Origin of the sequence: Actinoplanes italicus (assembly GCF_003001815.1) — a bacterium.
Lineage (GTDB): Bacteria > Actinomycetota > Actinomycetes > Mycobacteriales > Micromonosporaceae > Actinoplanes > Actinoplanes italicus.
Map to the genome: position 1 here is coordinate 14,948 of NZ_PVMZ01000016.1, position 17,134 is coordinate 32,081.

Genomic DNA, 17,134 nt, shown 5'->3' on the forward strand with positions numbered 1-17,134 from the left:
TTCAGGGTTCTCATGGACCGCCCGGCACCCGCCGGCGGATCCCGGCGAGGACGTCCTCGTCGGCGATCGGCTCCGCGTGGGCGAAACCGACACGCCGCAACGCTCCTAGGCGCGCCTCCCTTCCGATCATCGCCACCTCCGCGGCGGAGCAGCCGTCGGTCATCGACGCGTAATACTCGTACCGGTCGGCCAGTACCTCCGTGCGCAGGTACATCGCGAACAGCTCGGTGCGGCCCGCGTGGTCGGGCAGTGGCACCTCGATGTGCAGGCCGAGGCGGCCGGGTCGCAGGATGGCCGGGTCGATGGCGTCCGGGTTGTTGGTCGCCCCGATTATCGAGACCTGGCCGAGGTCGACGAGCCCGTCCATCTCGGCGAGCAACTGGTTCACCACCCGGTCGGCGGCTCCCGAGTCGGCTGTACCCCCGCGCCGGCGGGCCACCGCCTCGATCTCGTCGAAGAAGACCACGCACGGCGCCACCGAGCGGGCCCGCTCGAAGAGGTCACGGACGGCCTGCTCGGACTCACCGAACCACTTGGTGAGCAACTCCGGGCCGCGGACCGCGATGACCCGCGCTCCGCACTCGTGGGCCACGGCCCGGGCCAGCAGTGTCTTGCCGGTTCCGGGCGGGCCGTACAGCAGGACCCCGCGCTCCATCCGGAGCCCCGCTTCCGCGAAGACCTGCGGCCGGGACAGTGGCAGGATCAGCCGCTCGGTCAGCTCGGTGGCTATCGAGCCGAGCCCGGCGATGTCCGCGAACGTGGTGGCCGGGACCTCGGAGACCACGCTGCCGATCGCCGACGGCGACACCAGGGTCAGCGCCTCCTCCCAGTCGTCCGGCTGGATCTGCAGGGCTGCCCGGGCGACCGGCCGCTCGGACTCCAGTTCCTCGGCGGGGAAGACCCGGCGCAGCGCGACCCGCCCGGCCTCGTCGCAGAGGGCCGCCAGGTCCGCACCGACGAAACCGGCGGTACGACGAGCCAGCCCGGTGATCAGCTCAGTGCGCTCCGGCTCCCCGCAGGAGAGCGCCAGATACCGGGTGTGCACGGTCAGCACGGCCCGCCGTTCCTCCTCGCTCGGCGCGGCCACCGGGACTTGATGCCCGATCCGGCCGAGTCGTCGGATGCCCGGATCGATGTGGTCCCGGCGGGTGGTCGTCGCGATCACCACCGGCCGGTTCGGCGCGTCGAGCAGCTGCAGCAACACGCTGAGCAGCGGTGACTGCGGGCCGGGAGCCGACCGGTCACCGGCGATCCAGTCGATGTCGTCGAGGATGACCAGGTGTGCCGGGCCGGTCTCGGCCGCGAACGCCGACCGCAGCGCGGCCTCCGCCTCGGGCGGTTGCTGCGCGGCCAGCGCCGGACCGCTCAGCAGGGTGACCCGGGCACCGCTGTTGGCGGCGACCGCACGGGCGAGCAGCGTCTTGCCGGTGCCGGGCGGACCGTAGATCAGCACGCCGGAGGGCGCGTTGACCCCGATGGCGGTCAGATCGGCGGGCCGGCGCAGCGGCAGTTCGACCTCGCGGCGCAGCAGGGCGATGACGTGCTCATGGCCGCCGATGTCGCCGTAGCCCGGGGCGTGCGGGGCCGACCCGGCCGGGCGGCGCACCGAGATCGCCAGGCCGTCACCGATCGACGCCACATCGACCGGTACGCCACCGGCCCGTACCGCCAGAACCACGAATTCCCCGCTGCTTTCGGTGCCCAGCGGGTGATAGACGAACCGCAGCCCGGGATGGAGCAGGTAGTGCCCGTTGCGGAGGAACTCGGTGAGCCCGGCCCGCTCGTCCAGGCTGGGCCCGGTCCAGCTGGCGAGCTCCAGCTCGACGGAATCGGCCACCGCCACCTGGGCCGTGTCGATCCGGTCCACCTCGACCCGGTCGCCGTCCGCGATGCCCAGGGCGGCGTACTGCCAACGGTCCAGCATCACCCGGTCCGGCTGGGTGAGCCGGTTGTTGAGGTCCCACGCGGCCCGGCAGAAGATCGCGGCGTTCCGCGACTCGATCCGCAGCGGGCTGCCCGCCGCCAGGCCGGGGATGCTCGCGAAACAGCTGCCGTAGATGGTGTCGGTCCCGGCACTCTGCACAGTGGCGGCGGTCATGCTGATTCCTCCGATTCCTCCGTGGCGATCTGGGGGCTGGGGAAGACGGTGTGCACACCGGAGGCGCTGACCAGCTCCCAGCGTCCGCCGTTGCCCTCCTCGACGACGGCGGCGGCGAGCCGGGCCGAGCCTTCCCAGCTGAGGGTGTCGGGGTCGGCCGGGGAAGCCTCGGCGACCGGACGACGACCGGTCATCCGCGGGCCTTCCACTGCCGCCTCGTCCTCGTCCGGGGCGGCCCACCACCCGATCCGGTCGAGGTCGGGGTCCGGCAGGTACGGGTCGATCACCACCGCCACCGCCGCCGGATCCAGCTGGGTCCAGGTGGCGAAGGTGGTCACGTCGGTCCCGGAGAGGAAGAGCCCGTGTCGCGGGTGGGTGTGTACCCAGCCGACGATCTTCTCGACCGGCCGCATCTCGTCGCCGTCGAAGGTGCTCGTCGCGTTCCGCAGGTACTCGATCGAGGAGACGTCGAACGCGCAGTGACCGGCCGCGTGGGCAAGTTGGGGCGGGAAGACCGCGAGCGCCACGTGGATCTTGGCACCGCCGCGGCGGCCGAGCAGCACCCCGCCCCGCTCCACCGGCTCCGGCTGACGGAGGAACTCGATCAGGATCCGCGCCAGTCCGGGAGCGAATTTGACGTGGTAGCGCTCAACGACGGTGGACATGGGACCTCCCGCGGGCCGGCTCCGCGATGTCGCCGAGCAGGATCACCGGCGCGGCGGTACCCGCGTCGTCGTACGCCGCGGCGAGTGCCGCCCGCAGCCGCGCCGCGGCCCCGGGATGGATCATCCCGGGTGCGGTGCTCATCGGCTGGATCTGCCGGCCGTCGCCGTCGAACACGCCGATCGCCTCGGGCAGCGCGTCCCGGCTGATGTCGATGACGATCGGGGTGAAGTCGGGGTCGAGACCACGCCACATCTGCGACGTGGCCACATCGGTGCCGGACAGGAACACTCCCAGCCGGGGGTGGGTGTGCACCCAGGTCACCTTGATCGTTCCGCGGACGACGCCGATGTCCGGACCGACCGTGTTGATCGCCTGGCGTACCCGGTCCACCTCGGCGGCCGGGAACTCGCAGGCCACGGCATTGGCGCGGCGCTGCGGCGGGAAGACGGCGCCGAGCACCAGCATGGTCGTCCCGGCTCGCGCGATCAGCGCGACACCGCCCTGTTCGTGAGACTCGGGGTCGAGGTTCCTGCGGGCGTCCGCCCAGAAACCGGCTTCCAGCGCCACCGCGAGACCGCTGCGCTCGAGCCGGTGTTCCCAGCCCGTGCTCAGCAGAGCCGGCGGCCTGCGCCGCAGGCGTTCCTTCACCCTGCCCCAGCGTCGCCGGCGCGGCCGTGACCCGGCGCGGTTCATGAGCCACCCGGCCACCGGGCTCGCGACGAGCGGTGGCACCAGCACCCAGGCGCCGGCCGGGTGCCGGGCCATGGTGAGACTCATCGACATGATGATCAGCAGGGTGGAGCCGAGCAGGACCAGCAGGTACGCCAGCCGCAACCCGGCCGGGTCCACCTGGGTCCAGGTCGCCGTCAGCGCCGGCAGACCGATGACGACGACGGCCACGGCGGCGGCCAGGCCCCAGGCTGCGGCCTGCTGGGTGCCCCGGTCGCCGCGGTAGCCGGCGACCAGGAACGTTGCGGCGAGTGCGAGGAAGTAGACGGACCAGACGAGGATGCCGACCGCTCGCGGCCAGGCGTGGCTATCGGGCTGGACTGACATGGTTCTCCGTATTGAGGAGTTGCTTGGCGTACTCCAGGGCGTTGCCGAGCGTCCGGTGTGACGGCGGCGCCTGCAGCCACCCCGACGAGAAGGTGTGCCAGCACAGGCTGGGCAGTCCGCCGCCGGCCCACGGACAGTGGCTCTGAGTGCCCGGCCAGATGTTGACGTGCCGGATGTCACGGTCGGCCGGGGAGCGCACCCAGGTGGGCGGGATGTCCCCGGCCAGGTTCGTGACGTCGAGGATGAGCAGGTACGAGCACCGGTCCAGCCGGTCCGGGCCACGTCCGCCCCGGATGCCGGTGAGGGTCAGGCGTACCGCCCTCACCGGTCCGGGCGGCTCTGCCGGGGCCCGGCCGTACCGCTGCGGCGGCGGGGTGACGCCACGGGCGATCACCCCGATGTCGGGAAACCCGCCCGCGGCGAGCCGCTGCACCGCCGCATCGGTGACTCCCATCTCATCGGGCCCGGCTGTTCGGATTGGCGTCCGCGAGAACCTGGCGGACCGCTTCCAGCAGGTTCGCCAGTCGCCGATGCGGGGCGGGGGTGTTGCGCCACGCGACGCCGGTGCTGCCCCAGCAGAGGGTCGGCAGCCGGCCGCCGGTGAACGGGCAGACCGCGCTGGGCGGGAAGACGTTCATGTGCCGGATCTGCCGGTTCTCGGGCAGCGCGATCCAGATCTCGGGCAGCTCGGTCGCCAGGCCGCGGACCGAGGCCAGGATCCGGTAGTTGACCGGAGCTCGGTCGTGCTTCGTCCCTCCGGAGATGCCGCCGATGGTCACCGCGATGGCGGTGATCTCGTTGCCCGCCGTCGCGAGCGGAACCAGGCTGGGGAACATGCCGGTGGCCCGGCGGAAGTCGTCGCTGCCTTGCAGGATGGTCATCTCGGCTCCTCGGCGGTCGTGTCCAGGAACAGGTGAGCGGGGCATTCGGCGGCATCCCGGCCCGCGGCGCGGTAACCGGTCAGGTCACCCTCGGCGCCGTCGAATGCGTGGAAACGCGCGACGGCCGCGGCGTTGCCGGTCAGCTCGGCGATCAGCGTCGCCGCCTGCACTCCGCCGACGATCGCTGCGCTGGTCACGATCGACGGGACCGGCGCCGGGCCGGTGGTGTCGGTGCACGACTGCCGCTTCGGATCCCGGGCGACCGCCCGGCCCAGCCAGCAGACCAGGCAGCGGCCGGAGTCACCGGGATCGCACACGTGCACCCGGCCGACGAAGCCGTCCACCGCACCGTTCACCAGCGGAATGCCGAGCCGTTCGGTGAGGTGGTTGAGCACCCAGCGGGTGCGCTGGTTGTCGGGACAGGAGAGCACCGCGTCGGCAGCCCTCAGCGCCGCGCCGAGCTCGTCGATCCGGGCACGCTGCGCGGCCACCGCCGGGTCGTCGCCGAGCATCACCTCGTCGCCGAGCAGCTGGTCCCGGCTGTGCACGTCGATCACCGTCTGGATCCCGCGCAGCTCGGCCGACGGATTGATCTCGGCCAGCCGTTCGACGGCCCGATGAGCCTTGGGCCGCCCGATGTCCGCGCCGGTGTAGAGCACCTGGCGGTTGAGGTTGTGCCGTTCGACCTCACCGTCCATGTCGACGACGCACAGGTCGAGCCCGTCGGCCGGGGTAGCGGCCAGGACCGCCCCGGCCCAGCCGCCGAGCGCACCGGCACCGCACATCACCACCCGGGACGCGGGCATCCGGTCCGGCACGGCGGCGCCGGACGCGGCGAACGGCGTCCATGTCAGCGGGCGCACCGGTGCACCGATCCGCCGGATCGGCCGGACGGTGGTGGCGGTGCCGGCCGGCGCCGGGCGGCGCGGCAGGCTGACCACCACGTTGTCGTCGTCGACGACCGTGGTGATCCGGGTCTCCACCGGCTCGCCGTCGTGCAGGATCCGGAAGTCCGGAGCGGCCAGGACACCACTCAGGACGGGCGCTTCCAGACGAGTGGCCCGCGCGTCGCGTCCGATACCGGGATGACGCAGCCAGAGCCGCTCCTCGATCCAGCCCGACAGCACGGCGGGGCCGGTGATCAGCGCACCCAGCCGGTTGAGGACGGCCTGCGCCAGCAGTCCGCCGCAGACACAGGCCAGCGCCGGAGTCAGCGCGTTGGCCGGCGCCGGTTCACCCGCCGCGGGAACTGGCCCGGGCCCGATCTCGACGGTGCTCGCACCGACTCGGCCCCAGATGTCGGCATTCCCGCTCGGCTCCCCCGCCGCGGGCACGGCCACGGTCAGGACACCGGGCGGTACGGCGTGATCCACCGAGATGTTCACCGCCGGGTCGATGTCGCCGACCCGGCGCACGAGGGCCGCACCGAGCGGCTCGTCCAGGTCCTCAGGCCGCAGGAGGAACTGTCCCGCCAGGTCGTCGTGCGTCGCCTTCCGGTCGGTCACCCGCAGGTGCAGGCGGCCGTGCCGGGTGGCCGTGCCGAGCATCGCCAGGCACTGCAGGAGGTACGTGACAGCCGGCCCGGTGCCGGTCACGGCTATCTCCGCATCGGCGAGCACGTCCTGGACGACGAGCCCCTGCTGCCGCATGTACCGCTCCACGCCGATCAGCCGCCGACGACGTCGTCGCCCTGGAGCCCGACCGAGAGGGTACGGCCGGCGAACTCGGTGGCGTCGCGGTTGTCGACGACCTGGCCGTCCTTGTCCCGGACGCTGAACCGGTTGCCGGCCGCGATGAGCCCACTGGCCTCCACCGCCTGCTGCACGGTCTGCCCGGGCTGGACCTCGACCTGCTGGTAGCTGTCGGTCAGGGCGTTGCGGAAGTTCACTGTGGTCATGGAGTCTCTCCGTCCTCACGGCCCGATCCTTTTCGGGTCGCCCTGTACTGACGGACAGGCCGCCAGGTGACCGCTTCCGGGTCCAGCCCGTGATGACGCAGCTCCCGCTCCAGCCGCGGAAGGGTGCCCCGCAGCGGCACCCCGACGATCCAGACCCCGTCGCCGTCGGCCATCACCTGCAGCGCGGGTCGTTCCGGCTCCAGGTCGAGGTAGGGCGCGTAGCGGCGGCGCCCGAGATCGGACTGGACGACCATGCGCTGGTTCGCCGAGCCGCGCCAGGCGAGCCGGGTCGGGCGAGCGGCCTCGTACCGGCCGGTGATCAGGACGTCCGCGTACGAGGCGGCCTCCCGCTGCCGATCGTCGAGTTCCTCCGGTGAGTAACCGGTGAACATCAGGATGTCCGGCTCGATCGGCGTCTCGCCGCGGGAGCGGTGCACGGCGTCGAGCAGCGCGACGAGCGGTTCGGGCTGGGTCAGCGGCTCGCCACCGCTGACGGTCAGCCCGGTGGCACCGCGGCGGGCGGCGTCGCGCCACCGTGCGGCCAACTCGTCCACGGGGACCGCGTGGCCGCCGGCCGGGTCCCAGGTGTCCAGGGACATGCAGCCCGGGCAGGCCAGCGGGCAACCCTGCAGCCAGATGCCCAGGCGGGTGCCGGGTCCCAGCGCGGTGACCGGGAAGTGGCTGCGGCTGACCCGCAGCACCGGGCCGGTCACGGCCGGGTCCGCAGGCCCCGGCGATGTTGGACGGCCTCGGTGAAGACCGGATCGCCGACGGTACGCGCGAGCGCCGCGAAGTACGCCTCCTCGGCCGCGGCGTACGCCTCGCGGATCGCGCGCTCCTGCGAGCCGTCCGGCTGCTCCACCCAGGCCGGATTCAGCCGGGTCGCGATCGTGCGCATGATCAGCTCGAACCTGTCACGGCGGGTACGGCTGCGGACGTACGCCTCCTGGAAGGGATGTCGCCTGGCCAGCCCGAGCATGAACGCCATCGCACCGACCACCAGCATCAGCGCCACGAACATCAGGACGACGGTGAGCGGGGTGACGTGCGCTTGCCCGGGCCGGCCCGCGCCGTCCTGCAGCACCTGGCCGCGGACCAGGCCGAACACGACGATCACGACGAGCCAGCTGGCGACGAGGACCGCGGCCGCGTACCAGCCGCGCCGCTCGCCACCGGTGGCGCCTCGGCTGCGCAGCAGGGTCCCGGAGAGGAACGGTCCGAGGACGACCACGGCGGAGGTGAGCACGGTCATCCAGCGGATCAGGCCGTTCCGGTCCGGGGTGCTGCCGAGAACCTCGACGAAGACGGCGTACTGCACGATCGCCTGGGCTGCCGTCAGCACCACCAGGATCAGCAGGCGCCAGGACAGGCGCAGCGGTGTGCTCTCGCCCTCCCAGGGCGTACGGTCGCCGTCGTCCGGCTGCTCGACCGGGTCGAGAACGTCGTCGTGGTCGGCGAGGGCCCGGGCCTCGGCGAGCGCGTCCCGGACCGCCAGCCCGGACATCCGGGTCCGGGCGTCGTCCATCTGGTTCTGGAACTCGTCACGCCGCTCACGGGCTTGCGCGATCCGGTCGTGGGTCTCGTTCTGGGCGGCGCGGAGCGACTCGATCGCCGCCTCGCGACGGTCGCGCAGCTGGCGTACGTACACGGGATCGTGTTTCTCCGCCCGTTCCTCGCCGGGGCCGCCGAACGACCACGCGCTGTACATCGACGCCTGCGCGTCCCGAACCCCGCGGGCGTCGGCCTCGGCGATCAGTTCGTCCGCCGGCAGCCCCGGGTCGACCTTGGGTGGCGGCAGCGGGGCGAGCCGCGTCACGTCGACCCCGCGGGCGATCGCCCACAGCGACCACCACCGCGCAAGCATGCGCTGGAGCAGGGACATCAGTCGCCCCTCCGGGAGTGGACGGTCACGGTGCCCTCGGCGTGCAGCGCGAACCGGACCCGGGTGTTGGACCGCAGCGGCGTGCGTTCGGAGGCCGGGAGTTCGCTGCCGTCGAGGAAGGTGCCGTTCGGGGTGGGTACCGGCTCGATCCAGGCGCGGCCGTCGGGGTCGGCGCCGACGACGGCATGACGCCGGGAGACGTTGGGGTACGCACGGAACAGGCCGACGTACCGGCCGGAGCGGCCGAGCTCGGCGCGCGTACCCCGGGCGACCTCGACCTGACCGTCCGCGAACCGGATGACCAGTGCCGGCGGGGTCAGGGGTCGGCGGCACGCCGGCTCGAGGCACTCCACGTTGCTGGGATGCGGCACCTCGGTGCCGCAGTTCCAGCAGCTCAGCGCAGTGTCTTCCGGCTCCGGCTCCGGCTCCGCCAGATCCGGCTCGGGCGGGCGGCCGGCATCAGCGCGCGCCGCCACGTACGGTTCCAGGGCGAGGATGTGTATTGGACACACCGCCTCGGTGTCGTCGTAGAGGGGCTCCAGGCCGCACCGCGGGCACACCTGGCTCACCGCGACCACCCCGGCGGCACCACGTTCGCCCGCACCGACGGTGCCGCGGCGTCGCTGCCCGGGTGCACCGCCGTGATCTCCACCGAGGAGCCGGGCGGCGCGTCCAGCTCGAACAGCGTACGGGCGAGTGGGTTGATCAGATTACTCTCGAGCCGGTTGCCGATGCCCCGGCCGCCGTTGGCGAGATCGGCGGTGCACGACGTGCGCAGCTGCGCAGTGGCCTCCGCGGTGAGGCTCAGCGACAGCTGCAGCTCCCGCTCGACCGCGCGGATGATGTTGGACAACTGCAGGGCGAAGATCCGGGCGGCCGCTTCCGGGCTGATGAAGTCGAAGACGACGATGTTGTCGCCGAGCCGGTTGAGCAGCTCGGGACGGCCCAGCGTGACTGTGAAGTGCTCGCGCACGGCCTCCTTCACGGTCGCCTCGAGATCCGGGTACGCCATGCCCGGATGGACCCGCTGCCGCCGCTCCCCGGTCACCGGGTCGGTGGTGACGATGCCGAGGTTCGACGTGAAGATCAGCACGCACTCGGAGAAGTGCGTGGTGATGCCCTGCCCGTCGGTGAGCCGGCCGTCCTCGAGGATCTGCAGGAACTTGTCCAGGACCGGCTTGCCGGCCTTCTCGATCTCGTCGAAGAGCACCACCTGGAACGGATTGCGCCGGACCGCGCCGGTGAGCTCGCCGCCCGCCTCGAAGCCGACGTAACCCGGCGGCGCACCGGTCAGCCGTTCCGCCGCGTGGTCGGCCTGGAACTCGCTCATGTCGAAACGCAGGTACGCGTCGACGTCACCGAACAACAGCTCGGCGATCTGCTTGGCCATCTCGGTCTTGCCGACACCGGTCGGCCCGGCGAAGAACAGCACGCCCTTGGGCCGCGACACCGTGCTCGTCGCCTGGGCGCCGGAGAGACCCAGCGCGGCGCGCTTGAGGATGTCGAGGGTCTTGCCGGTGGCCCGGTCCTGGCCGACGATCCGCCGGGCGATCACCCTCTCGCCCTCGGTGATGTGCTTCTTGACGCTGTCATGGCGCCACGGGTTGTCGGTGACGCCGAGTTTGTACGCCCGGACCGCGTCGGCCAATCGTTCCGCCGGGATGTCGCGGTCCCGGGCAAGCCGGACCACCTCGACCATCGCCCGCAGGGTCAGACCCTCGGTCAGCTTGGCGAACTCGGCCGGGATCCCGTCCGCGCCGGTGGCCGTGCCCGTCGGCAACGACGGGGTGATCACCTCGGCGAGACGCTCCCGATCACCCAGGGTCGGCATGCCGACGGCGATGGTCCGGATCGGGTCGACACCCGCGGTCAACCAGGCCGGCAGATCGCGTTCCCCGTCGACGAGCCAGATCACCGGGTTGAACCGCTCGCCCGGCACCGGCCCGGCCTCGAACGGCACCGCGGTGAACGCCAGTTTCTGGCAGTAGAGGAAGAAGTCGCGCTCATCCGGGTCGAGCTGGCCGGGCACCCGGGTGATCCGGGCCGCGTAGTCGATGACGAACGCGGCCCGGGCCGGTGGTTTCACCGTGGTGGCCCGTCGCGCCGGCGACGGCTGACGGGGATCCGGCCCGGTCTCCGCCCGCACGGCCGTGTCGGCGGTGCTCTCCAGGGGCGGCTGCTCCGGGGCGCCGACGACCTTCGCGAGGTGGGACCGCAGCCGGCTCAGTCCGGGACGACGGCCGATGACCCGGTGGCCCAGCAGCCGCTGAGCGGCCTCCGTGGCGGCCGGCTGATCCGGGTGGACGGTGACGCCGTCGACCGGGTCGTAGCAGATGAGACTCGAGTAACCGCGCGGAGCGAGTGCGGCCCACAGCAGCGACAGCATCGGCACCGGACGGGCCTTCGCCCCGGGCGGCTGCACCAGGAACAGGTCGCGCAGGTTGCCGTGCAGCACGAACTGCGAATGCACGGCGAGCGTACCGGCCATCTCCTCGGCGAACGCCGGGAATCCGGGCAGGATCGGTGCGGTCATCAGGCCTGCCTCCGGCGCTGGGTCTGGATACGAGTGGTGTCCGGAGCGGACCGGGCCCGCCGTTGCGGGCGGTGGTTCCGATCCACCGCCACCTCGGCGTGCAGGCGGTCACCCACCTCGGAGAGCGCGTCGTTGAATTCGTCGCAGCGGGCGCGGTCCCCGGCTTCCGCCTGATCGCCGTCGACGTCGTTCTCCCGGACGACCCGGCCGTTCAGCACACCGTCCTGATCGACCCAGACCTCGGCGGAATGCTCGTACCAGTCCTCGCGGGTCAGCCGGAGTCCCCCGGGTGCGGTGTCGACCGTGTACCCCTGCTGAGCCAGGCACTGGCTGACGGTCTCGCGCAGGTAGCTCGCCCGCACCACGGTCTCCGCCCAGCGGACCGCACCGGCGGCCTCGGTCAGCAGGTCCGGGGTGAGCTCCGCGTCGCCGGCGATCACCGCGCCGAGCCGGGCCGCGGTGCCGCTGTACGGCCCCGGCGGAGGGGTGGTGGCCACGATCGGGTCCTCCAGGGCGGCGCTCATCGTGGCGGCGAGCCGGCGGCCGGCCGCCCGGTCGTTGGCGGCGGCGACGTCGAGCCGGAGCTGACGGTCGTACATCCGGGCCTCACGGGGCTCGGCTCGCTCGGCGAGCACCGCCACGCGCAGCACGGCGATCCGGTCCTCCTCGTTGGCGTCCGGGTCGAGGGTGCGCAGGACGGCACTCACGTCCAGCGCCGCCGGACGCGGCAGCACCGGCGCGGTGTGCCTGCTGCGCAGCGTCTCCTGGAGCCGCTCGAGCGCGACCGCGGTGTCCGGCAGCCGGGTCACCGAGGCCGGCAGCAGCTCGGCGAGCCGTTCACCTTCCTTGGCGGCGCACCCCGCGGTGAGCGCCTCGTCGGCGAAGCGCAGCAGGCCGTCCGCCTGGGTGAGCCACGCGACGACCTCCTGCTCGGTACGGCCTGCCAGATCCAGTGGTGCCGGCAGCGTGACCGTGACCCCGGCCCGCCCGGCCCGTACGGACAGCATCCGGATCCGCGCGTTCCGCTCCACCGCCTCGGCCACGACCTGCGGCCAGCGCAGCGCCGCGATCGCCGCCTGCTCCTGCCGGGTGGCTTCCGCCTCGAACCCGTCACCGACCCGGCCCAGCGCGTTCAGCGCCGCCTCGGCGGCGCGGTTCGCGGCCCAGACGGTCAGGGCCGCGGCCGCGGCCGCCGTGAGCACCACCGCGGCTCCCGCAGCGAGCACCACTGCCACCGGCAGCATCACAATCCCACCAGAACTCATCGTCCCTCCTCACCGGAGACTGACGGACAGGGTCAGGCAGTACGGTTCGCGAGCAGCTCACTCGCCCCACGGTCGGCTTCGCCCCGCTCCCGTTCCTGATCGGAGCGCCAGCGCATGTACCGCGGAACGGCCCAGCCGATGATCCCCGCGGCGGCCGCCAGTGGGCTGACCACCGGCTGGTGGGCGGCCAACGCGACCGCCACCGCCACCAGCGCGAACACCGCCATGGCGAGTCCCCGGCCGGCGAGGGAGCGGGCCGCCCGGCCGAGTGCGGTGAACGCGGTGCCGAGCGTCGAGTAGGCCGGATGGAACCGGCCACCGATCTCCCACGCCAGCACCGCCTCCACGGTGAGCGCTGCCACGGCGGCGAAGGCGGTGGCCACCCAGGCGTCCAGGACAGCGGCGTCGGAGGCGATGCCGGTCAGGTCGCTGATGCCGGTCACCAGCGCGCACACGCTGACCATCAGGAAGACACCGGCCACCGCCCAGGAGAGCGCGACGGGCCGGTTCTGCCGCCGCGACCACTCCCGGAAGCGGCGGTTACGGCTCAGCCACGCCCGGCGCTGAGCCGCGACCATCTCCTGTTCGGCACGGGTCTCGGCGTGTTCGCGCAGGAGCAGAGCCAGCCACATGCCCTCCGGGTCCTGGGCGAGCCGGGTGAACCAGGACAGCCGGAAACGGCGGGCTTCGGACCGTACGGTTCTGCGCAGCTCCGCCACCGCCACGTCGTCCGCGGTCACCGCCGACAGGCTCAGCGCCCGGCGCCGCGCGGTCAACCGGGCCCGGACCGCCCGGTCGGTGCTCTCCAGCACCGCGCGCGCACCCGGATCGTCGATGCCGGCGGCCATCCGCGACCAGCGGGCGACTCGCTGCTGCCACTCGCGGTCCACCCGGTCGAGTCCGTCGCCGCCGGCCAGGCCCGGTGCCGCGGGGGCGGTGGCCAGCAGGGGCAGCAGCCGGTGCCGCCACAGGTCACGCACGATCCCCGGCAGGTTGCCGTCGTTCTCGACAGCGCCACGGGCCAGTTCGGGCAAGGTTCCCCGGGCGATGTTCACCCCGCGATGGATCGGCGGCAGCGTCGGTGCCATGGACCGCAGCAGGCGAAGCAGCCGTACGTCGGGTGGCTCCCCGGGATCGTCCGGATGCTCGCCGCCGGGGAACTGGCGCAGCCAGTCGCGCAGGGTCCGCAACGGTTCCGGGTCGGTGCCGTACAGCAGGCGTACGGTGTGCTCCCACCCCGCCGTCATCGCCGCCGCGAGCAGGGTCCGGTTCCGGTATGCGGTATCGGCGAAGGTGTAGGCGTTCTCGACCTCGGCCTCGGCCGCGCCGGGCGGGGCGGCGTACCCGGCGGGCACCTCCGGCGACTCACCGCCGAGCCAGCGGGTGACCTCGGCGGCGCCCCACCGTTCGTCCATCTGCTGGGCGAGCAGTCCGCGACACAGCAGCCGCAGTCTCGGGTCCACCACGCTCTGCGTACCGATCGGCCCGCCGGTGACCGCGATCCGCAGCATGGTGTCGTCGAGGCCCTCCAGGAACGGTGCCCCGGTGGCCAGTTCGAGGACGGTCATGCCGAGCGACCACCAGTCGAAGGCGGGCGACACCATCTGGCCGCTGATGTACTCGGGCGGCATGTACCGCACGGTTCCGGATCCGTCAGCGGCCGAGGTCTCTTCCGGCGCGTACATGACGAGGCCGAAGTCGATCAGCGCGACCTCGAGCGGCACCAGACGACGGACCAGGACGTTCGCCGGTTTCACGTCCCGGTGCACGAGGTGGCTCGCGTGCATCTCGGCGAGCCCCTCGGCGACCTGGCCGACCAGGCCGGTGAGCACCTCGGCCGTGAGTCCGGCGGGGTGGGCCCGGCGCAGCTCGGCCAGGCTGCCACCGGCCAGGTGTTCCTGGATCTCGTAGCCGCGGGCGCCGGTTGTCCCGGTCTCGAGCACGGTGACGATGTGCCGGCTCTCCCGGCCCGCCAGGAAGGTGCGCACCCGCTGATCGGCACCCGTCCCCCGGTAGAGCTTGAGCACCAGTTCGGCCCCGGTGGCCCGTTCCTGGACCAGGTGCAGATCGGCTTCGGCGCCGCCGCGGTCGAGTCTGCGCACGACGACGAACCGGGCATCGAGACCGGGTGGCAGTCCTTCCGGGAAGCCCGGCCCGCCACCGACCGGCCGGGTGCGCCCGGGGTCGAGCAGGGTGAGGTCGCCGTCCTCCGGCCGGGTGCGGCCGGGGTCCAGGACGGTGGCGGGCTCGTCGTGGGCCGGTTGGGTCATCAGGGGGTCAGCCGTCGCAGGTCAGCTTGACGACGACCGACCGGTTCCTGGCGGCCGCGCCGGGGATCAGCGTGCCGTCCGCGGTGGTGTCCCGCACCCGGCCCGGCCATTGCTCACCGGCTCCGGTCGCGGTGATCCGTGAGCCCTCCACTCCGAGGCCGATGAGCACCTTCTTGACCGCTGCGGCCCGGCGTTCAGAGAGGTCCTGGTTACTCGTGACGCTGCCCTCGCTGGACGTGGTCCCGGTCAGCTCGATCCGTTGCGACTGCCCGGCCACCTGCCGGGCCAGCAGCCGGAGCGTGTTCTCGGCGGCTTTCGGGTCACGGAACTCGGCCTCGTCGACGACGAACCCGACCGGGCTGCTGTTGGCCAGCACGGTGGTCCCGCACTCCCGGAACACCGGGGGCTTCGGCAGTGTCACCACGTCGACCGGTACCGAGGTCGGCACCGCGGTCCGCCCGGATGCCGCGCCCAACGTGTGCACGCACTCCGCGTCCGCCTCCTCGGCCAGTTCCGTCCACAGCGCGGTGACCTGTTTGTGGTAGTTCTCCGGGAGAACCGTCTGCGGATCCGCGGTGTCGCCCACCCCGGCCAGCACCACCGACAGGTCGGCGAGGTCCGGCATCAGCTTCTCCGAGCCGAGGAATTCGGTGACCTCCTCCGGCTCGGCGGCGAACATCTCCGAGTTCTTGTAGCTCAGCGGTCCGGTGGTCGGGATTCCGGAGTCCATCAGCACCACCGTCCCGCCCTTGGGGGTGCTGCGGCCGGCCAGGGTGAGCGCGGCGAGCACGTCGGCCTGCGGCTTCTTCGGCTGCAACTGGGTGACCAGACCGCTGACCTGCGTCACGAAGTTGGTGAGGTCCCCGTTGCGGATGGTGTCGTTGTTGCCGTTGGTCTTGAAGATGGCGGTCATCGCGACGGACGGCTCCCCGTCGACGCGTATCACCTGGACCTTCTGCCGCTGCTTGGCGGCCTCGCGAACAAGGCCCTCGATCTCGGCCGGCAGCTTGGGCGCCGGGCTGTTGGCCCGGGCGCCGACCACCAGTGTGACGGCCTTGCCGGACTCGGTCGGGCAGGCTATCGCCACCGGCTCCGGAGGGAATCCGTCGTCGTCCCCGCAGCTGAAGAGCGAGGTGGCAGCCATCGTTGAGGCCGCCAGCACGCGGCCGATCCGGTATCTCACTGTGCCTCCTCGGGTTCATCGGTGTCCGCACGCGGGGGCCGTGGCGGGCCGTCGGCCTCCCCCGGTGGCGGTGGGTTTTCGGGCTCTGCTTCGCGTGGCCGCGGCAGACCACCGGGGCCGGGCATGACCCTCTGCGTCGTCTCGCCGGGGTCGGGGGCGGCCGCCCCGTACAGCTGGCCGAGCGGGCGTGCCCGGCCGAGCGGGGCTGCCCGGGTCTGGGCGATGACCACCTGCGCCTCCGCCCGGAGCCGCCCGGCGGCCGCGTCCAACTGGCCGTTCATGTGCTCCATCGCCTCGTCGTGCCGATCCCGGGCTCGCTGGATGGCCTTCCACACCTGGTCGGCCTCGGCGTACGCCCGGTTGGAATGCGCATACTTCTCGGCGGCCGTGGATCGCAGCTCCACCGCACGGCCGTACTGACGGGCCGCCGGATCCTGCCGGAAGTAGCCGGCCAGCCCGGTGACCACGCCGGTAGCCAGGTAGAGGGCGAGGAAGAGCAGCGCGCCGAGGTACTCCCCCGACCCGGACGGGCCGCCGACGTTCTGCGCGGGTACACCGTCGATGACGATCTGGGAGGTACCCACGTCGTTCATGGCCGGTTCGAGGACCAGCCGGACGGCGAACGCGGTCACTCCCAGCACGAGCCAGGTGCCGCCGGCCAGCAGTGCCAGCGTTCTCGACCCGGTGATGTTGCGCGGGTTGATCGCCTGCCGCGCCTGCAGGCCGGTGTAGTGGGCCAGGGTGAGCGCCACCGCGGCGAACCCGGCCACGGCGACGATCACCAGCTCTTCCGGAACGTTCAGCACCAGGATCAGCACCTGGTAGAACGTGACCACGTCGACGCCCGCGGCCAGTGCCAGCACCAGCCAGAACAGGGCGTGCGACCAGGAACGGCCGGCGATCTGAGAGAGTTCGCCGTGGATGACGCGGCGGCTGAGCCGGGCGGCGCCGCCGGCGGGGTGGGTCATGGCCGTGGCTCCCTCGGCGGTTCGGGGTCTCGGGGGTCGTAGATCGGCGTCTCCGGGTCGCTGAGCTGGTCCAGCGCGTGGGTGACCGCGGCGTCCATGTGTGACAGGCGGTTGTGCCGGTCACGGGCGAGCGTGCCGGTCTCCTCCAGGTACGGCCGGACCATCACCTCGAGCCGGTCGAACCGGTCCTGGGCCGCCCGGTGCCGGATGCGCTGGCCGGTCCGCATCTCGTTCATCGAGTTCACGATGTAGTCCTCGACGGCCTCTCGCAGCTGATCGTCGCTCATGTCCCGGGCGTGCCGGGCGATCAGCTCCATCAGTGCCTGTTCAATGTGCTGCAGATCGACGGTCAAGTCGGTCCGGGACAGCTGCTCGAGCTCGCGCATGACCCTCCTGAGGGCGCCGGGCATCGGCCGCCTCCGCATCCACCTCGGG

16 protein-coding genes are annotated in these 17,134 nt (G+C 72.5%); all 16 read right to left on the reverse strand.

From position 1 onward, the window contains the following. Positions 1–10 precede the first annotated feature (10 nt). Genes CLV67_RS32500 through CLV67_RS32575 form a run of 16 tightly spaced genes read right to left on the reverse strand, consistent with a single transcriptional unit; the run spans position 11 to position 17,085 of the window. A complete protein-coding gene (locus tag CLV67_RS32500) occupies positions 11–2,098 on the reverse strand; it encodes an AAA family ATPase (RefSeq protein WP_106325285.1) in 2,088 nt (695 codons plus the stop codon). Beyond that, positions 2,095–2,763: a Mov34/MPN/PAD-1 family protein gene (locus CLV67_RS32505; RefSeq protein WP_106325287.1), complete on the reverse strand. Its 669-nt coding sequence runs from the start codon at positions 2,761–2,763 to the stop codon at positions 2,095–2,097. The genes CLV67_RS32500 and CLV67_RS32505 overlap by 4 nt, the downstream gene beginning before the upstream one ends. Further along, positions 2,747–3,820: an MPN domain-containing protein gene (locus CLV67_RS32510; protein WP_106325289.1), complete on the reverse strand. Its 1,074-nt coding sequence runs from the start codon at positions 3,818–3,820 to the stop codon at positions 2,747–2,749. The genes CLV67_RS32505 and CLV67_RS32510 overlap by 17 nt, the downstream gene beginning before the upstream one ends. After that, the gene (locus CLV67_RS32515; RefSeq protein ID WP_106325291.1) at positions 3,801–4,274 is read right to left on the reverse strand and encodes a hypothetical protein; all 474 of its coding nucleotides are present in this window, start codon (positions 4,272–4,274) and stop codon (positions 3,801–3,803) included. Before CLV67_RS32515 ends, CLV67_RS32510 begins: the two co-directional genes overlap by 20 nt. A 1-nt stretch (position 4,275) precedes the next feature. Next, on the reverse strand, positions 4,276–4,701 hold the full coding sequence (locus CLV67_RS32520) for a hypothetical protein (protein WP_106325293.1): 426 nt from the start codon (positions 4,699–4,701) through the stop codon (positions 4,276–4,278). Then, on the reverse strand, positions 4,698–6,350 hold the full coding sequence (locus CLV67_RS32525; RefSeq protein WP_106325295.1) for a ThiF family adenylyltransferase: 1,653 nt from the start codon (positions 6,348–6,350) through the stop codon (positions 4,698–4,700). Before CLV67_RS32525 ends, CLV67_RS32520 begins: the two co-directional genes overlap by 4 nt. 17 nt (positions 6,351–6,367) lie before the next feature. Then, positions 6,368–6,598 carry a hypothetical protein gene (locus CLV67_RS32530; protein ID WP_106325297.1) on the reverse strand — a complete coding sequence of 77 codons (231 nt, stop codon included), beginning with the start codon at positions 6,596–6,598 and terminating at the stop codon, positions 6,368–6,370. After that, on the reverse strand, positions 6,595–7,311 hold the full coding sequence (locus CLV67_RS32535; RefSeq protein ID WP_106325299.1) for a 4Fe-4S single cluster domain-containing protein: 717 nt from the start codon (positions 7,309–7,311) through the stop codon (positions 6,595–6,597). Before CLV67_RS32535 ends, CLV67_RS32530 begins: the two co-directional genes overlap by 4 nt. After that, positions 7,308–8,480: a hypothetical protein gene (locus tag CLV67_RS32540; RefSeq protein ID WP_106325301.1), complete on the reverse strand. Its 1,173-nt coding sequence runs from the start codon at positions 8,478–8,480 to the stop codon at positions 7,308–7,310. The genes CLV67_RS32535 and CLV67_RS32540 overlap by 4 nt, the downstream gene beginning before the upstream one ends. After that, entirely contained in the window at positions 8,480–9,049 is a 570-nt protein-coding gene (locus tag CLV67_RS32545; protein ID WP_170154081.1) for an FHA domain-containing protein, read from the reverse strand. Before CLV67_RS32545 ends, CLV67_RS32540 begins: the two co-directional genes overlap by 1 nt. After that, on the reverse strand, positions 9,046–11,013 hold the full coding sequence (locus CLV67_RS32550; RefSeq protein WP_106325305.1) for an AAA family ATPase: 1,968 nt from the start codon (positions 11,011–11,013) through the stop codon (positions 9,046–9,048). The genes CLV67_RS32545 and CLV67_RS32550 overlap by 4 nt, the downstream gene beginning before the upstream one ends. After that, positions 11,013–12,278 carry a hypothetical protein gene (locus CLV67_RS32555; RefSeq protein WP_146169371.1) on the reverse strand — a complete coding sequence of 422 codons (1,266 nt, stop codon included), beginning with the start codon at positions 12,276–12,278 and terminating at the stop codon, positions 11,013–11,015. Before CLV67_RS32555 ends, CLV67_RS32550 begins: the two co-directional genes overlap by 1 nt. 32 nt (positions 12,279–12,310) lie before the next feature. Then, entirely contained in the window at positions 12,311–14,548 is a 2,238-nt protein-coding gene (locus tag CLV67_RS32560) for a serine/threonine-protein kinase (RefSeq protein WP_106325309.1), read from the reverse strand. Positions 14,549–14,555: 7 nt separating this feature from the next. Next, a complete protein-coding gene (locus CLV67_RS52830) occupies positions 14,556–15,731 on the reverse strand; it encodes an OmpA family protein (protein WP_106325311.1) in 1,176 nt (391 codons plus the stop codon). Beyond that, positions 15,728–16,699, reverse strand: coding sequence for a hypothetical protein (locus CLV67_RS32570; protein WP_106325313.1), 972 nt, complete (start codon positions 16,697–16,699; stop codon positions 15,728–15,730). The genes CLV67_RS52830 and CLV67_RS32570 overlap by 4 nt, the downstream gene beginning before the upstream one ends. Then, complete coding sequence (locus tag CLV67_RS32575; protein WP_106325315.1) at positions 16,696–17,085, reverse strand: hypothetical protein; 390 nt, start codon at positions 17,083–17,085, stop codon at positions 16,696–16,698. Before CLV67_RS32575 ends, CLV67_RS32570 begins: the two co-directional genes overlap by 4 nt. Positions 17,086–17,134 lie beyond the last annotated feature (49 nt).

Excerpts from the sequence above, each read along its gene's own strand:
- CLV67_RS32510 (WP_106325289.1), bottom strand. The coding sequence starts at position 3,820 with ATGTCAGTCCAGCCCGATAGCCACGCCTGGCCGCGAGCGGTCGGCATC.
- CLV67_RS32550 (WP_106325305.1), bottom strand. The coding sequence starts at position 11,013 with ATGACCGCACCGATCCTGCCCGGATTCCCGGCGTTCGCCGAGGAGATG.
- CLV67_RS32515 (WP_106325291.1), bottom strand. The coding sequence starts at position 4,274 with ATGGGAGTCACCGATGCGGCGGTGCAGCGGCTCGCCGCGGGCGGGTTT.
- CLV67_RS32525 (WP_106325295.1), bottom strand. The coding sequence starts at position 6,350 with ATGCGGCAGCAGGGGCTCGTCGTCCAGGACGTGCTCGCCGATGCGGAG.
- CLV67_RS32555 (WP_146169371.1), bottom strand. The coding sequence starts at position 12,278 with ATGAGTTCTGGTGGGATTGTGATGCTGCCGGTGGCAGTGGTGCTCGCT.
- CLV67_RS32560 (WP_106325309.1), bottom strand. The coding sequence starts at position 14,548 with ATGACCCAACCGGCCCACGACGAGCCCGCCACCGTCCTGGACCCCGGC.
- CLV67_RS32530 (WP_106325297.1), bottom strand. The coding sequence starts at position 6,598 with ATGACCACAGTGAACTTCCGCAACGCCCTGACCGACAGCTACCAGCAG.
- CLV67_RS32540 (WP_106325301.1), bottom strand. The coding sequence starts at position 8,480 with ATGTCCCTGCTCCAGCGCATGCTTGCGCGGTGGTGGTCGCTGTGGGCG.
- CLV67_RS32570 (WP_106325313.1), bottom strand. The coding sequence starts at position 16,699 with ATGACCCACCCCGCCGGCGGCGCCGCCCGGCTCAGCCGCCGCGTCATC.
- CLV67_RS32505 (WP_106325287.1), bottom strand. The coding sequence starts at position 2,763 with ATGTCCACCGTCGTTGAGCGCTACCACGTCAAATTCGCTCCCGGACTG.
- CLV67_RS32520 (WP_106325293.1), bottom strand. The coding sequence starts at position 4,701 with ATGACCATCCTGCAAGGCAGCGACGACTTCCGCCGGGCCACCGGCATG.
- CLV67_RS32575 (WP_106325315.1), bottom strand. The coding sequence starts at position 17,085 with ATGCGCGAGCTCGAGCAGCTGTCCCGGACCGACTTGACCGTCGATCTG.
- CLV67_RS32500 (WP_106325285.1), bottom strand. The coding sequence starts at position 2,098 with ATGACCGCCGCCACTGTGCAGAGTGCCGGGACCGACACCATCTACGGC.